Origin of the sequence: Alkalibacillus flavidus (assembly GCF_040545925.1) — a bacterium.
Taxonomy (GTDB): Bacteria; Bacillota; Bacilli; order Bacillales; family Alkalibacillaceae; genus Alkalibacillus; species Alkalibacillus flavidus.
The window spans coordinates 35,939-53,938 of sequence record NZ_JBEPMX010000009.1; the positions used below are offsets into that span (position 1 = coordinate 35,939).

The 18,000-nt window shown below is 41.7% G+C and carries 21 protein-coding genes and 1 other RNA gene; 3 read left to right on the forward strand and 19 right to left on the reverse strand.

The window, feature by feature from the left end; translation table 11 throughout:
- Positions 1-155: 155 nt before the first annotated feature.
- Both ABID56_RS09260 and metG read right to left on the reverse strand, forming a co-directional pair.
- Complete coding sequence (locus ABID56_RS09260) at positions 156-923, reverse strand: TatD family hydrolase (RefSeq protein ID WP_354220485.1); 768 nt, start codon at positions 921-923, stop codon at positions 156-158.
- Between the two features lie 63 nt (positions 924-986).
- Complete coding sequence (gene metG / locus ABID56_RS09265; RefSeq protein ID WP_354220487.1) at positions 987-2,948, reverse strand: methionine--tRNA ligase; 1,962 nt, start codon at positions 2,946-2,948, stop codon at positions 987-989.
- A gap of 257 nt (positions 2,949-3,205) precedes the next feature.
- On the opposite strand from metG, the gene abrB reads away from it, so the two are divergent.
- Positions 3,206-3,478, forward strand: a complete 273-nt coding sequence (abrB, locus tag ABID56_RS09270; protein ID WP_354220489.1) for a transition state genes transcriptional regulator AbrB — start codon at positions 3,206-3,208, stop codon at positions 3,476-3,478.
- A gap of 50 nt (positions 3,479-3,528) precedes the next feature.
- Here abrB and rsmI read toward each other — a convergent pair whose 3' ends face one another.
- From rsmI to ABID56_RS09315, 9 genes are all read right to left on the reverse strand, one after another.
- Entirely contained in the window at positions 3,529-4,410 is an 882-nt protein-coding gene (gene rsmI, locus ABID56_RS09275; RefSeq protein ID WP_354220491.1) for a 16S rRNA (cytidine(1402)-2'-O)-methyltransferase, read from the reverse strand.
- Between the two features lie 16 nt (positions 4,411-4,426).
- Entirely contained in the window at positions 4,427-5,164 is a 738-nt protein-coding gene (locus tag ABID56_RS09280; RefSeq protein ID WP_354220493.1) for a tRNA1(Val) (adenine(37)-N6)-methyltransferase, read from the reverse strand.
- 99 nt (positions 5,165-5,263) lie between these two features.
- A complete protein-coding gene (yabA, locus tag ABID56_RS09285) occupies positions 5,264-5,596 on the reverse strand; it encodes a DNA replication initiation control protein YabA (RefSeq protein WP_354220495.1) in 333 nt (110 codons plus the stop codon).
- A gap of 13 nt (positions 5,597-5,609) precedes the next feature.
- Positions 5,610-6,437 carry a PSP1 domain-containing protein gene (locus ABID56_RS09290; protein WP_354220497.1) on the reverse strand — a complete coding sequence of 276 codons (828 nt, stop codon included), beginning with the start codon at positions 6,435-6,437 and terminating at the stop codon, positions 5,610-5,612.
- Positions 6,438-6,443: 6 nt separating this feature from the next.
- Positions 6,444-7,436 carry a DNA polymerase III subunit delta' gene (gene holB, locus ABID56_RS09295; RefSeq protein ID WP_354220499.1) on the reverse strand — a complete coding sequence of 331 codons (993 nt, stop codon included), beginning with the start codon at positions 7,434-7,436 and terminating at the stop codon, positions 6,444-6,446.
- 19 nt (positions 7,437-7,455) lie between these two features.
- On the reverse strand, positions 7,456-7,896 hold the full coding sequence (locus ABID56_RS09300) for a YaaR family protein (protein ID WP_354220501.1): 441 nt from the start codon (positions 7,894-7,896) through the stop codon (positions 7,456-7,458).
- A gap of 15 nt (positions 7,897-7,911) precedes the next feature.
- Positions 7,912-8,241 carry a cyclic di-AMP receptor DarA gene (gene darA / locus ABID56_RS09305; protein WP_354220503.1) on the reverse strand — a complete coding sequence of 110 codons (330 nt, stop codon included), beginning with the start codon at positions 8,239-8,241 and terminating at the stop codon, positions 7,912-7,914.
- 88 nt (positions 8,242-8,329) lie between these two features.
- Positions 8,330-8,965 carry a dTMP kinase gene (gene tmk / locus ABID56_RS09310; protein WP_354220505.1) on the reverse strand — a complete coding sequence of 212 codons (636 nt, stop codon included), beginning with the start codon at positions 8,963-8,965 and terminating at the stop codon, positions 8,330-8,332.
- Between the two features lie 13 nt (positions 8,966-8,978).
- Positions 8,979-10,412 (reverse strand): aminotransferase class I/II-fold pyridoxal phosphate-dependent enzyme, encoded by a 1,434-nt coding sequence (locus ABID56_RS09315; protein ID WP_354220507.1) that lies wholly within the window; start codon positions 10,410-10,412, stop codon positions 8,979-8,981.
- Positions 10,413-10,599: 187 nt separating this feature from the next.
- Between ABID56_RS09315 and murB the strand changes: the two genes are divergently transcribed.
- A complete protein-coding gene (murB, locus tag ABID56_RS09320) occupies positions 10,600-11,523 on the forward strand; it encodes a UDP-N-acetylmuramate dehydrogenase (protein ID WP_354220509.1) in 924 nt (307 codons plus the stop codon).
- A gap of 73 nt (positions 11,524-11,596) precedes the next feature.
- Here the strand turns inward: murB and ABID56_RS09325 are convergent, their stop codons facing one another.
- From ABID56_RS09325 to tadA, 7 genes are all read right to left on the reverse strand, one after another.
- Positions 11,597-11,782: a sigma factor G inhibitor Gin gene (locus ABID56_RS09325; protein ID WP_354220511.1), complete on the reverse strand. Its 186-nt coding sequence runs from the start codon at positions 11,780-11,782 to the stop codon at positions 11,597-11,599.
- A 67-nt stretch (positions 11,783-11,849) separates the two neighbouring features.
- Complete coding sequence (locus ABID56_RS09330; RefSeq protein WP_354220513.1) at positions 11,850-12,113, reverse strand: pro-sigmaK processing inhibitor BofA family protein; 264 nt, start codon at positions 12,111-12,113, stop codon at positions 11,850-11,852.
- Positions 12,114-12,180: 67 nt separating this feature from the next.
- On the reverse strand, positions 12,181-12,777 hold the full coding sequence (recR, locus tag ABID56_RS09335; protein WP_354220515.1) for a recombination mediator RecR: 597 nt from the start codon (positions 12,775-12,777) through the stop codon (positions 12,181-12,183).
- A gap of 15 nt (positions 12,778-12,792) precedes the next feature.
- A complete protein-coding gene (locus tag ABID56_RS09340; RefSeq protein WP_354220517.1) occupies positions 12,793-13,095 on the reverse strand; it encodes a YbaB/EbfC family nucleoid-associated protein in 303 nt (100 codons plus the stop codon).
- Positions 13,096-13,128: 33 nt separating this feature from the next.
- Positions 13,129-14,868, reverse strand: a complete 1,740-nt coding sequence (gene dnaX, locus ABID56_RS09345; protein ID WP_354220519.1) for a DNA polymerase III subunit gamma/tau — start codon at positions 14,866-14,868, stop codon at positions 13,129-13,131.
- Between the two features lie 155 nt (positions 14,869-15,023).
- Positions 15,024-15,291, reverse strand: an RNA gene (gene ffs / locus ABID56_RS09350) — signal recognition particle sRNA large type.
- Between the two features lie 98 nt (positions 15,292-15,389).
- Positions 15,390-15,854 (reverse strand): tRNA adenosine(34) deaminase TadA, encoded by a 465-nt coding sequence (gene tadA / locus ABID56_RS09355; RefSeq protein ID WP_354220521.1) that lies wholly within the window; start codon positions 15,852-15,854, stop codon positions 15,390-15,392.
- 93 nt (positions 15,855-15,947) lie between these two features.
- On the opposite strand from tadA, the gene ABID56_RS09360 reads away from it, so the two are divergent.
- On the forward strand, positions 15,948-17,231 hold the full coding sequence (locus tag ABID56_RS09360) for a glycosyl hydrolase family 18 protein (RefSeq protein WP_354220523.1): 1,284 nt from the start codon (positions 15,948-15,950) through the stop codon (positions 17,229-17,231).
- On the opposite strand, the gene ABID56_RS09365 is transcribed toward ABID56_RS09360, so the two are convergent.
- Complete coding sequence (locus ABID56_RS09365) at positions 17,223-17,975, reverse strand: DUF3891 family protein (protein WP_354220525.1); 753 nt, start codon at positions 17,973-17,975, stop codon at positions 17,223-17,225. The genes ABID56_RS09360 and ABID56_RS09365 overlap by 9 nt on opposite strands.
- Positions 17,976-18,000: the final 25 nt, after the last annotated feature.

An 18,000-nucleotide genomic window follows, 5' to 3' on the forward strand; every position in this document is an offset into this window, starting at 1 on the left:
TAAGTCAACTAAAAACGTTTCAACAGAATATTACATCTTGATGACAAAGTTTGATAGTTTTTGACAAACGCGTTTGTTCCTAGGTTCAACAACATCATCGCCAATGCTAACCGTTTTTATACGTACAGGGTAACACTAGTCTATGACACGTCAGGTTAATCAATGCCAAATAACGTTTTGGCGTTACGATTTGTGATTTTTTCTACATCTTCTATTGCCATATCATTTAACTCAGCAATTTTTTCAGCAACGAGTTTTACATAAGCTGGTTCATTTCGTTTCCCGCGATTAGGATGAGGCGCTAAAAATGGACAATCTGTTTCGATTAACAATTTATCCATTGGGACCTCTTGTGCGACGACTTTCGGATCGGTCGCGTTTTTAAATGTGACCGGGCCACCTAACGAAATATGAAACCCTAAATCTAAACATTCTTTCGCATACGATACATCGTCGTTATAACAATGCATAATACCGCCGACATCGCCTGCTTGTTCTTCTTTTAAAATCTCCACAATATCCTCTGTCGCTTCACGATTGTGAATAATAATCGGCATGTTCACACGCTTCGCTAAAGCAATTTGATTACGGAACACGTCTTTTTGCACGTCTTTCGGTGACTTGTCCCAATGGTAATCTAAGCCCATCTCACCAATGGCGACGACTTTTTCGTGCGCACTTAATTCTTCAATCCATTGTAAATCCTCATCTTGCATATCAATCGCATCAACAGGATGCCAACCAACTGCTGCATAAATAAAATCATATTGTTCAGCAATTTCGATAGCAAGCGGTATCGTTTTTCGGTCAAACCCAACGACAACCATGTGGGTGACCCCTTCGTCTAATGCGCGTTGAATCACCTCATCACGATCATCCATAAATTGATCAGCATTCAAGTGTACATGTGTATCGAATAACATCGTGTTCACACTCCTTTTATCGACGTGAAAAAGGGACGACAGACGCCCCTTTTTCTTTATACATTAATTAATTTGTGTTCCATTTGGTAACGTTTGGTCAATCGTCGCTAGACTTAAACGACCATCATCGTCTTCGCCAGCTAAGATCATACCTTCTGACAATTCGCCACGTAGTTTAGCTGGTTTTAAGTTACTCACACAGATGACTTTCTTACCGAGTAAATCATCTGGTGAATATGTTTCAGCAATACCCGAGACAACTTGACGCTTTTCATAGCCTAAATCGAGTTGAATCTTCAGTAATTTATCCGTTTTCGGGACAGGCTCTGCATGAATGACTTCAGCGACACGGAAGTCAACTTTAAAGAAATCATCGATCGTAATCTCATTCGACGATTCTTCTTCGTTTTCTTCTTGCTCTTCTGTTTGTTTCGGTGCATTTTTCGTCATCATATCGACGATTGCTTGCACCTCTTCATCTGTATCCAAACGAGGGAAAATCGGCTGACCTTTTTTCACGACTTGCGCGTTTTGAATCAGGTCATGCTGCGCGATGCTATCCCACGTTTGTAACGTTTCATCTTGCAACCCTAACTGTTCAAACATATTTTGTGGTGTTGACGTTAAATAAGGTTGAAGCATAATCGCGATTTTACGTAATGACTCGACTAAGTGGGCCATGACATTGCCTAGGCGATCACGTTGTGCGTCATCTTTCGCTAATACCCATGGTTCGTTTTCATCAATATATTTATTCGTGCGGCTAATAAACTGCCATAATGTCGATAACGCGACAGAGAACTCCATCTTATCCATCGCTTCTTCGACTTTTTGTTTCGTTTCTTCCGCCGATGCCATTAAGTCTTTATCATAATCTGTTTCATTTAACTTGATCGCTGGAACTTGACCATCAAAGTATTTGTTAATCATTGCGACCGTTCGATTTAATAAGTTACCTAAGTCATTCGCTAAATCGTAATTAGAACGCTCAACGAATGCTTCTGGCGTGAAAACACCGTCCGAACCAAACGGGACTTCACGTAATAAATAATAACGTAGTGAATCTAATCCGTAACGATCAATTAAATCGACTGGGTCGACGACGTTTCCTTTAGACTTCGACATTTTGCCATCTTTCATGAGTAACCAACCGTGCGCGAATACTTTTTTCGGCAATGGTAAATCAAGTGCCATGAGCATGATCGGCCAATAAATCGTATGGAAACGGACAATTTCTTTACCGACTAAGTGAACGTCAGCTGGCCAATATTTTTGGTAACGTTCGTCATTTTCTGTTCCATAACCGAGCGCTGTAATGTAGTTCGTTAACGCATCGATCCATACATAAATAACGTGCTTAGGATCACCAGGCACTTTAATACCCCAATCAAATGTTGTACGTGATACCGCTAAATCTTCTAAGCCCGGTTCAATAAAGTTACTTAACATTTCATTTTTACGCGATTCTGGTTGAATGAAGCCAGGATTATCGTCGTAAAACTGCACGAGACGGTCCACGTATTTACTCATTTTGAAGAAATACGATTCTTCTTTTACTTTCTCAACTGGACGACCGCAGTCTGGGCAATTACCATCTTCTAATTGACGATCCGTAAAGAATGATTCACACGGCGTACAATACCAACCCTCATATTCATCGAGATAAATGTCCCCTTGCTGGAGGAGCTGATCAAAAATTTTCTCCACGATTGCTTTGTGACGATCTTCCGTTGTACGAATGAAATCGTCATGCGAAATATCAAGCTTATCCCACAAGTATTGAATACCACTGACGATATCATCCACATACTCTTTAGGTGACACACCATCTTCTTCCGCTTTGCGTTGAATCTTTTGCCCGTGTTCATCTGTTCCGGTTAAGTACATGACGTCGTAGCCTCTTAACCGCTTATATCGAGCCATAGCGTCACCCGCAACAGTCGTATACGCATGCCCAATATGTAAATTACCACTCGGATAATAGATCGGTGTTGTAATATAAAACGTATTCTTCTCCTCTGGCATCTATAAACCTCCTACACTTCTGTTCCATTATAATTATACTCAGTTATGTTCTATTGTAACGATTTAGCGCGTTGATTTCCATTGTTTTTCATTGTTCATCATTTTTCAAGCCCTTTCATCTTGACCAATCATGTATGTTGTTTAAAAATGAAACACTTTGTTAGGAATTGCCTTTTAATTAATTGACTATACATACAAAGAGTGGTAAATTTAGTCTTGAAAGATAGCGAAACTATGATCAAGAGGGGAGAAACAAAATGAAATCAACAGGTATTGTAAGAAAAGTCGACGAATTAGGCCGAGTGGTTATCCCTATTGAACTTCGTCGTACACTAGACATCAACGTGAAAGACGCACTAGAAATTTACGTTGACGACGATCAAATCGTCCTTAAGAAATACCAACCAAACATGGCGTGCCAAATTACTGGCGAAGTTTCAAACGACAACATTACCGTTGGCGACGGAAACATCGTGCTTAGTAAAGAAGGCGCTCAACAGCTGATTGATGAAATTCAAAAGAAAATGTAATGACATTCAATCGATGAAGCGGGGATGACTATTCCCCGCTTTATTTGTTTTTACGACTCGTGATAAGCGTCATACACGTCACGACTCGGAACACCTCGATCTTCAGCTACCTTTTTAACCGCTGCTTTCGTTTTGATACCTTCATTCGCTTTATAGTAATCAACATGTTCAATAATTGTCCACGAATCCCACCATCGTTCAATTTCTTGGTTGTCCAGATCGGCTGGTTCAACAGTGATGCAAAATTCACCACGTATTGTAGCATCATTAGACTCCACCCATTCATAGACCTCACGAATCGTCCCTGAAACATACTCTTCGAACGTTTTCGTTAACTCTCTTGCCAGTGTAACCCGACGCGTTTCATCATAAACATCCGCCATACGCTTAACGGTTTGTTTTACACGATAAGGCGACTCATAAAACACTAACGTATGTCCCGTTTGATCTAACGCTTCAAGTCGTTTCCGCATATCTTGTTCCTTTTTCGGTAAGAACCCTGCAAACGTAAAGCTATCTGTCGGCAAACCTGATGCGACTAAAGCTGTTAACGCCGCATTCGCCCCTGGTAACGCGACAACATGCAACCCTTCTTCGCGTGCATCACGCACCAACGTATAGCCAGGATCTGATATAAGGGGCATGCCGGCATCACTAACTAGCGCTATCGATTTTCCTTCACGTAAATCCGCTAACAAACTGGCTCGTTTTGCTTCATCACTATGCTCATGAAAACTCACTAACGCTCCGTCTATATCGAAATGATTTAACAACTTCTTCGTCTGCCGTGTATCTTCACAAGCAATCAAATCGACTTGGTGAAGCACATTCACAGCTCGAAACGTCATATCATCTAAATTGCCAATCGGTGTTGGGACGATATATAAGGTCGGAACTACTTCTTTTGAAAAACTTTTTTGACGTTGAACCATTGCCACACATTCCTTTCTACCCGTGCAAAATCGCCTTCATCGCATCCGTGTAATCACCATTTTCTTGATGAATATAAAACGGTGGTTCGACTTTGATATCCGGCTTTCCATCTTTTAAAAATTCAATGAGCACCATCGTCGCATCGCGATCAGGTTTCGCATAAACAAACTTCAATCGTTTGATCGCTAATTTGTACGTTTCGGCTAGTGTCATGATCTCAGTTAACCGATTCGGACGATGTACGATAGACACCTTACCACCTGATTTCACTGTGCGACTACACGCTTGTAATACATCACTTAGTCCGCCGTATACTTCGTGGCGCGCAATGGTTAAATGCTCGTTTTGATTTTGTTTATCTTTTGATTCTGTCTTGAAATAGGGTGGATTACACGTGACGACATCGAACTGTTGATTGTACTGTTTCGATACGTCACGGATATCACCGTGGACCATCTCAAGTTGGTCTTCTAGCTGATTCAGCTTGACATTTCGCACGGCCATATCATAAAGGCGCTCTTGGATTTCGACACCATAGATCGATGCATTCGAACGCTTGGATAAGTACAACGGAATAACACCGTTTCCTGTGCACAAATCCATCACACGCCCTCGCTTCACTGGTAAATATGTAAAATCAGCTAACAACACGGCGTCAGCTGAAAAAGCGAAAGCAGACGGACTTTGGATCACTTGACGTTCATCGTCCGTAAATAAATAATCAATTCGTTCATCGCCTTTTAATTCTACCATACAGCCGCTTCCTCTCCTGAGATGATCTCTACATTCTATCCTTACAGTAAACATCCTTTACTACAAATAGCAGTAAAGGATGTTCGATGTAAGAGCTATTTAATTAAAAAACTTCAAACAAAACATGCAATCTTCTTCTTCTCGTGGTGTTCCGAAATAGACGTGACAAATATGGAAGCCTTCTTCATAAATACGTGCTAAATTATCATACCCTTCACCAACACGTTTCGCTGCTTTATGTTCATGTTTCGCCGGTTCATCTTGCGTCAAATCTTCCACACGTTGACGCAAATGATGATTCTCATGCGACAACTGGTGATTCTCTTCCATCAATTGCACAAGATCACTTTTCAACAACGAAAAATCTTGCTGTAATTCTTGAAACTGTTTTTCCAAATGCGAAAAACGGTTCAACACTTCCTTTTTGTTCACAACATCCACCTCATTACTCTGTTGCTGACACTTTAAGCGCACCTTCATCGATCAATTCATCAACAGTATACTCAACCGTGCGCTCTAATTCACTTAATTCAACTTGCACAAGACGTTCTAACATATTTAACCCAACGACTTTTCCTTCACCGTTAGATGTCGTTAAACTTTCGCCAATGTCCGGAAGTTCTTGTTTCGCTTCTTCGTACATATCGTTTTCATACTTTAAGCAACACATGAGTCGGCCACATAGACCTGAGATCTTCGCTGGATTTAGCGATAAGTTTTGGTCCTTTGCCATTTTAATCGACACTGGTTCAAAATCTCCTAAGAACGTAGAACAACAAAGCATACGTCCGCACGGTCCAATGCCGCCTAGCATTTTTGCTTCATCACGCACGCCGATTTGACGCAATTCAATACGTGTTCTAAACACAGATGCTAAATCTTTCACTAAATGACGGAAATCCACGCGACCTTCCGCTGTAAAATAAAAAATGATTTTATTTCGGTCAAACGTGTACTCTGCATCAACTAAATTCATATCTAATTGATGCTCTTTTATTTTATCTTTACAAACCGAAACAGCTTCTTTCGTCATGTCATTATTCTCAGAAACCGTTAATTTATCTTTATCATCCGCCACGCGAATAACCTTCTTAAGCGGTAACACGACATCTTCTTCATCCACTTGACGATTGGAAATCACGACACGGCCAAACTCAATACCACGTGACGTTTCAACAATAACGTAATCATCTGTCGTTAATGATAAATCGCCTGGATCAAAATAATATATTTTACCCACTTGTTTAAAGCGGACACCGATAATTTCTATCACACTCTATCACCTCTGCAATTGAAGGACTAAATGTTCCATTGCAAGTGTATTGTGAACGTTATAGGCTATTTTACGCTTCGTTTGAAGCAATTCATATACACACGCCTTAGTCTCTTGTAATGATACGGTATATTGAAATTGTTTTAACCGATCCGTTTGGTCAATTAAAACAATACGATCTTGTCGGCCTAAATGATAGGACATCAAGTCTTGATACCACAGTAGTAACAAGTCTATACCTAACTCATGCTGGTGGCGCTCCTGAAAATGTTGTAGCCACACTTGATGGAGAAACAGATATCCTTCTTCTTTAGGATTCATGACTTTATCTATTAATTGTATCACTATCTTTCGAGCTTCGGCAAACCAGCTATCTTGGTTATATGTTTCCACATCAGCCAGATCAAAATTCAACGCCGCAAACATTTTCGCCGTCGTTTCGGGAATACCTTGTTCGACAAACTGTTGATACAAATCGTCGTCGTTTAAAGCATGAAACTGAATACGCTGACAACGAGATAAAATCGTATTCAATACCGACCCAACATTTTCGGTCATTAAAATCGCGACCGTCTGTTGACTCGGCTCTTCTAAAAATTTCAACAACCGATTAGCGGCGTTCGTTGTCATTTTATCAGCTTCAGACAAAATATAAATTTTTTGATTCGATTCCAACCCTGTATATGTGAATTCTTTTTGTAAAAACTCAATTTGGTCTTTTTTAATCGACTGACCGTCTGGCTCAATCCAGTGGACATCAGGGTGATTACCTGATTGAATTCGTTTACACGAACGACAGCTACCACACGGTTCACTCGATTGCGGGTCAGCCGATTCACAAAAATAGCGCATAGCAAATAAAAGACTGGCGTTTTGTTTGCCAGTCCCTTTAGGCCCATGAAACAAATAAGCATGAGCCATTCTATTTTTGACAATACTGTTTTGGAGCATACGTGTTGCAACGGGTTGAACATCTCGCAATTGTTCCCACGTTTCCATTTTGGTCATCCTGTTCTATTTATGCGTATAAATTCATCAATAAACCTTTAATTTCACCGATAACATCTAAGACATCGATCGAGTCTTTTTCTTGATCTAACACATCGTCGGTTAGTTGAACTAGCTTTTCATCGACTTGTTTAACGAGTGATAAGGTCTGATTACCCCCGTTAAGGTCCCATTTCCGAGACTGTTCTAATTCCAACCCATAGTTCGTCGCCTCTTGAATGAATTGGCGAACCATTCGTTTATATTTTCCCAAGTCAGGGAATGAGCGAAACTTCGCTACTTTCTCCCCTTGCTTTGTTAAGTCGCCTAACAGACGGTTAAGCTCCGTTTCTTTCATCTTCTGTGACTCTTGTCCGACGACACTTTGAAACGAGGCTTTCGTATTCAGCTGTTTCGGTTGTTTTTGTTGCGTCGCCTCTAGCTGCGCACGCATTTCTTGAGTTACTTTCACAATGAGTCACTCCTACTAAAATTGGTGAAAGGCTTCGACTGGTAATACAAAGACCGTCGCGCCACCTACTTCGACTTTAACAGGCTTCGGAATATACGAATCCGCATTACCACCCATTGGCGAGATCGGTGCTACCATTTGCTCACGATGGCTACAACTATTTTCAATGATTTCTAATGCATGATCGACATAATCATCATTGCAACCAATCATTAATGTCGTATTTCCCTCTTTTAAGAAACCACCGCTAGATGATAATTTCGTTGACTGATAATCTTCATCCGCCAACGCATCCGCTAATCGGTTCGCATCTTTATCTTGTACAATCGCAAGGATTAGTTTCATCCTTTTCCTCCTCTTAAACGTCGGTATACTTATTACTTATTATAACAAGTTTTCTGACGATTTAGCACATAATATGCATGATTTTTTTTTATAATTGTTCGCTTAAGTATTGATTAATCGTTGCCTCACACGCTTTTTCAACCTCTTCCAGTGATTGGTGTGCATCGATGCTTTGGATGCGGTCGTTAAAACGAACTTTCAAGATATCATAGGCTTCTTTCACTTTGTTATGAAAATCAATTTTTTCTAAATCAAGGCGGTTTTTCTCCCGCTTGTCGTTATCTTGAATTCGGTCAAGCCCGACTTGTGGATCTAAATCGAATAATATCGTTAAATCAGGCATGCAATCTTCAATCGCAAAATGATTAATATCATAAACGTCATCGATCCCTAAACCACGCGCATGACCTTGATACGCTAAACTACTATCTACGAAGCGATCACATAGCACAATCGTCCCCGCTTCTAAAGCTGGCATGACTTTCTCCACTAAATGTTGACGTCTTGCCGCAGCATAGAGGAGAGCTTCTGTCCGCGCATCCATCGCCGTATGCGTCGGGTCTAAAATCACTTGGCGAATTTTCTCCGCAATATCTATACCGCCTGGTTCGCGCGTCATCATCACGTCGTACCCTGTTTCTTCAAGTTTAGATGCGATGTGTTGAATAACAGTTGATTTTCCTGCCCCTTCAACACCTTCAAATGTTATAAATAATCCGCTCACACAATCTCTTCCTTTACTTAATCGAATAAACCTCAACACCGTGTTCGATTTTTTCCGCTGTCGTTTGGATATGAATACCAGCTGACATCGCTTGTTGAATCGTTGTGACCGCTTCACTCGTTATCGGCTCACCATCTAATATAATCGGTATACCAGGTGGGTAAGGCGTAAACGATTGAGCGGCAACACGACCGACAGCGTCTTGCCACGAAACACGTTCAGTTGAAACTTGACTCAACTCTCGGTAAGAATAAGGTAAATCTATTAAAGGTTCATTCATCGTTAGTTTTATATCTATTTTACCATGCTTTGACTCAAATGGAATGGTATTTAAACAATCCTTCACCACTTGAATCCGCTTAAACATCTCGTCATCACGCATCATTAACCCATGAATAAATAACAGCTGATGCTGATCTACTAATTCGACGTCAATGCCATGATGATGTAACCACTGTAACACATCATACAGATTAGCGTCTTGAGACGTTATAACGGTTTTAAGCGGGTCATCCACCCCTTGTCTGACGGTCATGACATCAAAATCCGTCCATTGATTAATCGTTCGGTTAAAATCAGCAATATGCTTTAAGGTTCGATCAAGATTAGCTTTCGTCATATTCGCAACCGTATGACGCGCTAAATCAAGACTAAACATAATTAAATACGACGGACTACTCGATTGGAACATTTGCAAGTAAAAACGTAATGACGCTTCATTCACTCGAGACGACTGAAGATGCAACCACGACCCCATTGTTAATGCGGGCAATGTTTTATGTGCCGATTGAACGACGACATCAGCACCGCAATCCACTGCTGAAGGCGGAAAGTGATCACTTATTTTAAAATGAGCCCCGTGCGCTTCATCGACTAACACAGCTGCACCATACCGGTGTGCTATTGATACAACGTCAGGTAAATTATAAGTAGCGCCAAAATAATCTGGGTATGTTAAAACGACGGCTTTAATAGATGGCTCATGCACAAACGCTTGTTCAACCGTTTGAGGTGATATACGGCTATACCGTTGCGTTTGTTCATCATAGTCAGGTGCGATAAACACAGGCTTCACGCCAGCTAACTGCAATCCGTGCATAATTGATTTATGACTGTTTCGCTGGACTAACACACGATCGCCCGCTTCACACGCCGCCAAAATCATCGCCAAATTCCCTGCCGTTGAGCCATTAACGAGAAAATATGTACGGTCAACATCATAGAAGTCTGCTGCTAATGATTCCGCTTCTGCAATCGCTTCACTCGGTTCATGCAAGTCATCCAAACCCGGTAATTCCGTCACATCATAAGCCCATAACGACTGAAACGAAGCAAATGCCTCGGGCAACAATTGACCATTTTTATGACCCGGCACATGAAACGAATAAGGCGATGACTCAATATGGCGTTGTAATGCGTCAACTAAAGGCTTTTGCGTTTGATCCAAAGAAACCACCTATCCTTAACTTTTAATACATCTAGTTTACACGAAAAAAGTCCCAAAACACACAGCATGAAACGGTGAGCATGATATTCATGTTATAATAATAAAATACTTATACTAGAGACGTCACGATGACGATCCATGTCTCATACAAATCATAGAGATTATATATAACGAGGTGAACCGTATCATGTCGAATTCTCAAACAATCGAAAAGCAATTACGTGATATTTTAGACGATGATCATATATTAATCAACGAACCTTTAAACAACCATACGTACACCAAGCTCGGCGGTGAAGCGGATTTCTTTGTCACACCAAGTAGTTACGAAGCCGTTCAACAAGTCGTCCAATTAGCCAACCGAGAAGATGTTCCATTCACGTTACTCGGCAATGGATCCAATTTAATTGTGAAAGACGGCGGCATTCGTGGCATCGTATTAAGCTTAAAAGCATTAACAGACATTAAAGTAGACGGTAACGAAATGATTGTCCAAAGCGGGGCACGTATTATCGACGCATCTTACCGCGCACTAGACGAATCGTTAACAGGACTCGAATTCGCTTGTGGTATTCCAGGGACAGTTGGAGGCGCCCTATTCATGAATGCGGGTGCCTATGGTGGTGAGATTAAAGACGTCTTGAAAGAGGCAGTTGTCGTCGATCGTGACGGACAATTGCTAACACTTCCAGCCGACGCCTTTGACTTACAATACCGCCACAGCAATATCCCAGAAAAAGGCTACATCGTCCTCGAAGCGCTTTTCGCCTTAAAACCGGGCCAATACGATGATGTTAAAGCGGTGATGGATGATTTAACGCATAAGCGTGAATCTAAACAGCCACTTGAATACCCGTCATGTGGCAGTGTGTTCAAACGACCTCCCGGCTATTTCGCTGGCAAGCTCATTCAAGATAGCGGCTTACAAGGTAAAGGCGTAGGAGGAGCAGAAGTATCGACCAAACATGCCGGCTTCATCGTGAACAAAAACAACGCTACTGCGACCGATTACATTCGCTCGATTGAAATGGTCCAACAATCTGTTAAAGAACAATTCGGCGTCGATTTAGAACGTGAAGTTCGGATTATCGGCGAAGATCCGACGTCATAACCATTCAAACAATATAACATCGCACGACAAAAAAGACGCAGTGAGTTCTCTCATTGCGTCTTTCATCATTCTATTACATTTGCTTCATTAACGGACGACATTTCATTCGCTCTACCAATTGTTGATAGAGCTCATCATCTGGTGATGTTTGGACAATCGTTCGTTCACAAGACTTGCAAATAAACGTCATTAAGACATAGATTCCTTCTGCTTGCCACTCGTCACACACTTGGCAGTGATGTAGTGATTGTTGATTCATCGGCTCCACCTCCACTACCTAGCATGCACAACTTAATAGATTACTATACATGGATCTATGAATTTTTTTATAAAATCAACACATGAATCGCCACGAGTGATCCGACGCCCATTATGCCTAAAAAGCCAGCAACGACTGATGTAAATAAATTAATCGGAATATGTAAGCCAAACATCGAGCCAAACACATTCGCGATAAAAATAAATAACGCCCCAATCACGATTTTAAACACACCTGTCGACACCCATTGCATCAGTTTTACAGGTAACCCAAACGACAATAAAAGAACCAACAACGCTAAAAATGCTAATGCCACCACAACCGGATCCATACCAGAACTCCTTTCGCTTGTCCTAGTATCAATTTATGTAGGCATTAGCATATTTAGAACTCATGGCTTATAAATCACGACGACCTTCTAACGCTTTCGATAACGTCACCTCATCGGCATATTCTAAATCGCCGCCGACAGGTAAGCCATGAGCAATTCGTGTTAACCGAATACCCGATGGCTTCACGAGGCGAGAAATATACATTGCCGTCGCTTCCCCTTCAACATTCGGGTTCGTCGCCAAAATCAATTCCTCTACTTGCTCATCTTTCAACCGTTCAATCAATGTCGAAACATTAATATCTTCAGGTCCGATCCCTTCCATTGGTGAAATCGTGCCGTGTAAAACATGATACTTGCCTTGAAAATCTTTCATTTTCTCCATGGCAATCACGTCTTTCGGGTCTTGCACGACACAAATCACTGAACCATCGCGTGATGGATCACTACAAATACTACACGGATCTTGGTCAGTAATATGGCCACACGTAGTGCAATGCGTTAATTCGCGCTTAGCATTAACGAGCGATTTCGCAAAATCTAACACGTCATCTTCTTCCATTTCTAACACAAAAAAAGCCAGGCGAGCGGCAGTTTTCGGACCAATGCCTGGCAATTTTGTGAAACTATCGATTAGTTTCGTAATCGGTTCCGGATAATACATATGTTGGCATGCCTCCTAGAACATTCCTGGCATATTCATACCTTTCGTGAACTGTCCCATCTTTTCATTCGTTGTATCGTCAACTTGTTTTAATACGTCATTAGTTGCTGCGATAATTAAATCTTGTAGCATATCGACATCATCAGGGTCGACAACTTCTTCATTCATTTCCACATCAATGATTTCTTTTTTGCCGTTTGCGACGACTTTGACCATGCCACCGCCAGCTGTTGCTTCAAACGTCATTTCGTGTAACTCTTCTTGCGCTTTCATCATTTTCTTTTGCATCTTCTGCATTTGCTTCATCATGTTATTCATAACAGTCAGTCCTTTCGTTTTTGAAAATATATATTAAGAATCTTTCACTTCCACCAAGTCATCACCAAATAATTGTTGCGCTTCTGTTACGTGACTGTCGTCATCTTCTGCTTGAGCTCTATCTTGAACGTCGTCGTCTGCTGCTTCAACTGATTGATCGTCCTCAGGCGAATCCGATTGCTCTTGTTGACTTAAGAAATCTTCACGAATCGGCTGCCACTCATCTTTCGGAATCGGGATCATCGTCAGGCGTTTGCCAACGAACTCACTTAACGCTGTTTCAATCATATCTTGGTTTTCTTCAATCAGCTTACAATGTATCTCGTATTCAAATGCTAAAATAAGTGTGTCAGGTGAAGCGGCTTTCGGCTCACTATTAGCTAGTTTAGCATGCGCAGGCGGACTTGTCTTTTTCAAACTATCCATAAACGCAGCCCAATTTTGCCGGACAGCCTGAATATCTGGTTTCGTCGCATTGGATAGTGTTCGACGGACTTTTTCATAAGGTACTTTATACTTTTTCTGTCGATTCGGTTGTTGGCGTTTTGCTGACTCTGGTTGTGGCGCTTCAGCCGTTGTAGTCACACCTTGTTCTTTTAAAGCTTTTAACTCTTTCTCAAGGGTTGCAATTTGTTGTAGCAATTCCGGTGAAGCGGTTTGACCTGATGTCGCTGTTTCTGATTCAACCGACATATCTTGAATATTTAAGAGTGCGACTTCGACTAAGATTTTCGGGCTATTCGTCCATTTCATATCTTGTTGCGTTTGATTTAGTATTGAAATGGCTTCTTCTAACCAATGCGTCGGAAGTTGTTGTCTGACGTGATGAAACTGTTCATTCGGAATCGCGCGCACTAACGCGTCGTCCATTCCTGCTGCACTGTTGTACATTAATAAATCGCGCACGAAATTAATGAAATCAAACACGAAGCGGCTCGGATCTTTACCTTCTTGGATCATTTGATCGAGTAACGTCAGAGCTTCCTTACCGTCTTGTTGGACGAGTGACTCCATCATCGCGAGGAGTTGTTCTTGCGCAATCGACCCGGTCACCGCCAGCACATCATCCATATGAATATGACCATCTTCGCTATAAGCAATTGCCTGATCGAGGATGCTTAACGCATCACGCATACCACCTTCTGCCGTTAATCCGACATGTACAATTGCTTCGTCGTCATATTGAATCGCACCATCATCTAAAATCACTTTTAACCGATCGACTATCGCCTGTTGCGAAATCCGTTTAAAATCAAACCGCTGACAACGCGAAATAATCGTTAACGGAATTTTGTGCGGTTCTGTCGTCGCTAAAATAAACATGACATGTTCAGGTGGTTCTTCAAGTGTTTTTAAAAGCGCATTGAACGCCCCAGTCGATAACATATGCACTTCGTCAATAATATAGACTTTATACGTCACTGCACTCGGTGCGTATTTCACTTTATCGCGAATTTCACGAATGTCATCCACGCCATTATTCGACGCTGCGTCAATCTCGATAATATCTGAAATTGAACCATCTTGAATGCCACGACAAGCATCACATTCACCGCATGGCTCTTCAACAGGTGCCTGTTCACAGTTGATCGCTTTCGCAAAAATTTTCGCTGCACTTGTTTTCCCGGTACCGCGCGGGCCAGTGAACAAATAAGCATGCGCGACTTTGGATTGTACAATCGCATTTTGTAACGTTCGAGTAATATGAGATTGACCGACGACATCGGTGAATTGTTGCGGTCGCCAGACACGATACAATGCTTGATAAGCCATGGGCGTAATCTCCTTTTACGGTCTCTCATTCCATTATAACCGATTCGATTCAGACATTTCAAAACGAAACAAAATCGATTTAACAGACGTGTAGGTTTACATCTATCTAAAAAAACTCACCCGTCTAAACAGGTGAGTTGTCTTCATTATGTACGCCGTGCACCCATCTTCGATAAAGTAACCCATAAGCGTTACATCAGATTCTAGCTCGGTCCAGGTTGCCCTGCGACACACGAAAGGGGCCGCTTACTGCTGCTTCCTTCCGGACCTGACAGGGTTCACGGGTTTTCGTTGCACAGGACCCAGACGTCAACACTGATCACTGACGTCAGACCTTAAAGCTACTTTACCTCAGACGGGAATTCAGTCCCACTATAGCGGATTGTGGGTAACAGGGCACCGCTACCTCCCCACCTAGCACGGCAAGAGTTCATTTAGTTATAGCGCCTTTTAAAAGCGCACTTACTAGTATATTACGTTTAAACCGTTTTTGCAATAACAAAGAAATCCAATTTCGTTACTTATTTTGACGATTTTTTGCGTTCTCTTAATTGACGGAAAAAATCAGTCAGTAATGCAGCGCATTCCGCTTCTTTGACACCATGTTCTACAGTAGCTTGGTGGTTGAATCGTGACTCTTCTAGCAAATTCATTAATGTCCCAGCACAACCTGCTTTCGGGTCTTTCGCACCGTAAACGACATGCGGAATGCGTGATTGAACGATCGCACCAGCGCACATCGGGCACGGCTCTAATGTAACATAAAGCGTGCAATCTTCTAGGCGCCAACTACCTATATGTCGGTTAGCTTCTTCTATCGCAATCATTTCTGCGTGTGATGTCCCTAATTGATTCGACTCACGTCTGTTATACCCTGTCGCAATCACGTCACCTTGATAGACGATGACAGCGCCGATCGGTACTTCTCCGATCGCTTCAGCTTGTTTAGCTTGTTTAATAGCTTCATCCATAAACTTATCATGCATTGTTATCACCACAATAATTATAACACGGGATCCATGCATAATGAGCCATCAAGCCACATAAATTCAAAGTGAGTAATGGAGAGGAGTGCTAACATGCTTGTACACGTAGTCAAACGCGGTGATTCTTTATATACAATTTCAAGGCGATATCAAGTCCAACCTGAAGACTTAATCATGATCAACCAGCTCGATGCACCAAGTGAACTCGTCGTCGGTCAAACATTGGTGGTCCCTATTGAAGCATACACCGTTCAACCCGGTGATAGTTTTTATTCAATCGGCCAAATGCTAAATATTCCGTTTGAAACGTTAGCGTCATACAACGATTTAGATTACAATGAACCGCTAATGATTGGGCAGGGGCTCATAATACCGCAACCTGAAAAAACAACGATTTCAACAAATGCCTATGTCGAACCTTTTGGTGATACAGTGAGCGATCAACTCATTGACTCGGTCACCTATCGTTCCCCACTCTTAACCTATTTAGGACTGTTTAGTTATGAAGTGAATGATGACGGGTCTCTAACAGCACCACCGATCGAACCACTGCCAAATATCGCTACTCAAAATAACACAGCTCTCATGATGGTCGTGACAAACTTGCGAGACGGCGCATTTGACCAAGAGCTCGGTCGTAGGATTTTAACGAACGAATCGGTCCAAAACCAATTATTCGATAACATCATTGAAACAGCGAATAACATCGGTTACGAAGATATTCATTTTGATTTCGAATTTTTACCGACTGATTTACGTGAAGCGTACAACCAATTTTTACGCCGAGCAAAAGACCGTTTAGCACCTGAAGGACTTATGATTTCAACCGCTCTAGCTCCAAAAACGAGTGCTGAACAAACAGGTGCTTGGTATGAAGCACATGATTATGCAGCTCATGGCGATATTGTGGATTTTGTTGTGCTGATGACTTATGAGTGGGGGTACAGTGGCGGGCCAGCTATGGCAGTGTCACCGATCGGCCCAGTCACCGATGTTGTCGATTACGCCTTAACTGAAATTCCTGCCGACAAAATCATGCTCGGTCAAAATACGTACGGCTACGACTGGACGTTACCATTTGAAGAAGGCGGTGAACCTGCTGAAGCGATTAGTCCAAACCAAGCAATCCAACTCGCACGAGAATATAACCAATCAATTGAATTCGATGAAGAAGCACAGGCCCCTTACTTTTATTATTGGGATAAAGACGGCAACCAACATGAAGTCTGGTTTGAAGACGCACGCAGTATTCAAGCGAAATTTGATTTAATAAAAGAACTCGGTTTAAGAGGGATTAGTTATTGGAAACTCGGCATTGCTTTCCCACAAAACTGGGCCCTACTCGATCACGAATTCAACATCCGAAAATTAAACTAATTGAATGGTGCGATACTCAACAGGCGTTAAATCAAATGCTTGCATCAATCCTCGATTTTGAATCATCATCTTACCAACTTGTTTATACGGTATAGTCACATTAAATGATGACTGGAATGGGTTAGGCGACACAGCAATACGTTGTTCGTCTAACCATTTAGCTTGTATAGGCTCATGTAAGCCATCAAATCGTTGCCTAAATCCATCTTTAAACATCGTAATCTCATTTTCTTTTGATGCCCCTGGTTCGTTCAAACACATATAAAGGGATAGGTCATCACAAAATTGCAGTAGCTCAAAATGAAATTGCTGCACAGGCCATTCGGGTAATACTTGTTGTTGTATCGATTGTTGTCGATTCATTTCCCGGGAAATGAATTCGGAAATCGTCGAATGATTCGATTTTTGATCGAAAAATGATGCATAATGCCAACTACATAATAAGGCAGCATAATAGTATTGTTCTTGTACGTGGTCGACCCCCCACGAATAGTGATCGACTTTCGGTTGGACAGGATAGTCCATGAATGAATGAGGCTGTTGTTTATCATCGTTCCAAATGGGCTTCTTATCGAGTGGCACCCAAGCGTAGTCATGTTGTGAGACAGCATATTCAACTTGTTCACGCCATTTGTCACCTTTAAATAGCTCAGGTGACCATTGTTTAGCTAATTCACCACTGACAAGCGCATGATCGTGCTGGCGGATCATCAAATAAGCATCATCGTATTCTGTTACAATCATGGCAACACACCACCTTTTTTAAACA

Bases quoted from the DNA above. Each gene is read 5' to 3' on its own strand.
- ABID56_RS09260 (WP_354220485.1), bottom strand. From the start codon at position 923: ATGTTATTCGATACACATGTACACTTGAATGCTGATCAATTTATGGAT.
- metG (WP_354220487.1), bottom strand. From the start codon at position 2,948: ATGCCAGAGGAGAAGAATACGTTTTATATTACAACACCGATCTATTAT.
- abrB (WP_354220489.1), top strand. From the start codon at position 3,206: ATGAAATCAACAGGTATTGTAAGAAAAGTCGACGAATTAGGCCGAGTG.
- rsmI (WP_354220491.1), bottom strand. From the start codon at position 4,410: ATGGTTCAACGTCAAAAAAGTTTTTCAAAAGAAGTAGTTCCGACCTTA.
- ABID56_RS09280 (WP_354220493.1), bottom strand. From the start codon at position 5,164: ATGGTAGAATTAAAAGGCGATGAACGAATTGATTATTTATTTACGGAC.
- holB (WP_354220499.1), bottom strand. From the start codon at position 7,436: ATGGAAACGTGGGAACAATTGCGAGATGTTCAACCCGTTGCAACACGT.
- darA (WP_354220503.1), bottom strand. From the start codon at position 8,241: ATGAAACTAATCCTTGCGATTGTACAAGATAAAGATGCGAACCGATTA.
- murB (WP_354220509.1), top strand. From the start codon at position 10,600: ATGTCGAATTCTCAAACAATCGAAAAGCAATTACGTGATATTTTAGAC.
- ABID56_RS09325 (WP_354220511.1), bottom strand. From the start codon at position 11,782: ATGAATCAACAATCACTACATCACTGCCAAGTGTGTGACGAGTGGCAA.
- ABID56_RS09330 (WP_354220513.1), bottom strand. From the start codon at position 12,113: ATGGATCCGGTTGTGGTGGCATTAGCATTTTTAGCGTTGTTGGTTCTT.
- recR (WP_354220515.1), bottom strand. From the start codon at position 12,777: ATGTATTATCCGGAACCGATTACGAAACTAATCGATAGTTTCACAAAA.
- ABID56_RS09340 (WP_354220517.1), bottom strand. From the start codon at position 13,095: ATGAATAACATGATGAAGCAAATGCAGAAGATGCAAAAGAAAATGATG.
- dnaX (WP_354220519.1), bottom strand. From the start codon at position 14,868: ATGGCTTATCAAGCATTGTATCGTGTCTGGCGACCGCAACAATTCACC.
- tadA (WP_354220521.1), bottom strand. From the start codon at position 15,854: ATGCATGATAAGTTTATGGATGAAGCTATTAAACAAGCTAAACAAGCT.
- ABID56_RS09360 (WP_354220523.1), top strand. From the start codon at position 15,948: ATGCTTGTACACGTAGTCAAACGCGGTGATTCTTTATATACAATTTCA.
- ABID56_RS09365 (WP_354220525.1), bottom strand. From the start codon at position 17,975: ATGATTGTAACAGAATACGATGATGCTTATTTGATGATCCGCCAGCAC.